This is a genomic window from Sphaerochaeta sp. S2, assembly GCF_016406725.1.
Classification (GTDB): domain Bacteria; phylum Spirochaetota; class Spirochaetia; order Sphaerochaetales; family Sphaerochaetaceae; genus Sphaerochaeta.
In genome coordinates this window covers 1-1724 of record NZ_JAEKNT010000538.1, presented here as the reverse complement: position 1 = coordinate 1724, position 1724 = coordinate 1, and the positions used below count along the sequence as shown (strand labels likewise).

Here is a 1724-nt window from a genome sequence, read left to right as displayed (position 1 = left end):
TCTATGAAGGATGAAGAGAATCGTGAATCAGTGGCTCCTGCAAGAAAAGAACTGATTGTTGACTTTCCACTGCCATTAGCTCCAAAGATGAAATTAATCTTTTTACAATCTGAGACTTCAGCCTGCTGATAAGGCGTACAGTTACTCATTTTTATTGCCTTAATCATAGTAGGCTATCCTCTCTCTGATATTTTTTGCCATGCAACCAATTAATCCTCGGTCTCGTGACACTGAATTGATCTGCGCACATTTCAGTAGTCACTTTTTGAAAGGCCCAAGTCAGAATCTGTTCTGCAAGTGTATGGTTTTACCGAGGTCCCCCCGGCACCGCCAACACTGATATACTGTAGGCCTTTAAGATACGGTGCAAGAAATTCCCATGACTAGTCCATCCGATCATACCGCCAAACTAATCTTCAGCAGGAAATACAGGGTGTTTTCACCCTTGGTAGCGCCACAATAGAAGACATTCGTGAGCTTGAACAACTAAAGCAGGAGTATGAGAAGAAGACAAAGGATTGGGAAGCCCTTTGTAGTTCCTACAGGAAGAAAGCAGATGAAGAAAAGCCGGCTCATGAAGCTCGATTCAAGGAAGATGCGTGGAGTCAGATTTTAAAACGTAATGAGACCGATTTCCAAAAAGCTTTTGAAGGGCTTCGAAGGAGCAAGGATAAGTTCCTAGCGGAACTGAATCGTCGTATTGCTGGAATTCAGGGGCATATAGGAACCATCTGTGAATGGCAGACGCTATTGAAACGTGCACAGACGCTCTATGCTTCGAAACCGGAGAGACGCAGTAAATTTGAAGTTAATATTGATAGGTCACTTAAACACCTCGATGAAATCCGGAATGATAGCATTTGGGATACTGTCATTGCAGGTAGTCGTGATGTAGATATTGCTGATCTAATAGATGAACTGGGTAATTCTTCGTGGGTTGATCAAGGGCGACAGTATATTAAAGCAGAATCAAAGGTGTGTCCGTTCTGCCAGCAAGAGACCCTTTCAAGTGATTTTCGCAAAAAGCTAGAATCTTTCTTTGATACGGAATATAAACGCAAAGTTGATCTCATATGTGTGCTGCTCGATGAGTACAGGAATTCTGCTAAACAAATAATTGATGCCATCGAGATTGCAATACAAGATAAAAATGATTCTATTCAAACTAGCAAACTGAACGTCGATACATATACAGCGAAAATGGAACTTCTTAAGAGTATATTTGATGATCAAGCGAAAAGGATTGAAGAAAAGATTGTAGAGCCAGGTAAACGCATTTCAATTTTTGATGTAGGAGATATTATTAAGGAGATAACAGACCTAATTGAATCAGCAAATACGCTAATTGATGTGCACAACCGATTGGTTGACCAGCGCGATACAGAAGAAATTTCACTTCGTGATGATGTGTGGGCAAGCAGTATTCATGATACTGCTAGTCTGATAAGGACATACCAGAAGGATATTGCCGATGTTAATAAGGCTATTGCAGGCATCAAAAGGGCTAGAGATGCCAAGAAAGCAGAAGTCGATAATCTTAAGGTAACAATTGAAGAAAGGGGAAGGAATATAACAAGCGTACAGCCTCCCATCGATGAAATCAATAGATCCTTAAAGGGATATGGTTTTACAAATTTCTCAATCCAACCAGCAGATGGAAAAGAGAACTATTATTGCATCAAGCGGGAAGACGGAACTCTTGCCACGAATACGCTGAGTGAAGG

2 protein-coding genes are annotated in these 1724 nt (G+C 41.0%); one reads left to right on the top strand and one right to left on the bottom strand.

Annotation, left to right across the window (positions count from 1 at the left end):
* On the bottom strand, nt 1-149 hold a 149-nt coding region (locus JF818_RS16770), incomplete at its 3' end, for an AAA family ATPase (protein WP_370570358.1).
* Between the two features lie 241 nt (nt 150-390).
* On the opposite strand from JF818_RS16770, the gene JF818_RS15900 reads away from it, so the two are divergent.
* A partial coding sequence (locus tag JF818_RS15900; RefSeq protein WP_198893024.1) for an AAA family ATPase occupies nt 391-1724 on the top strand: 1334 nt, incomplete at its 3' end.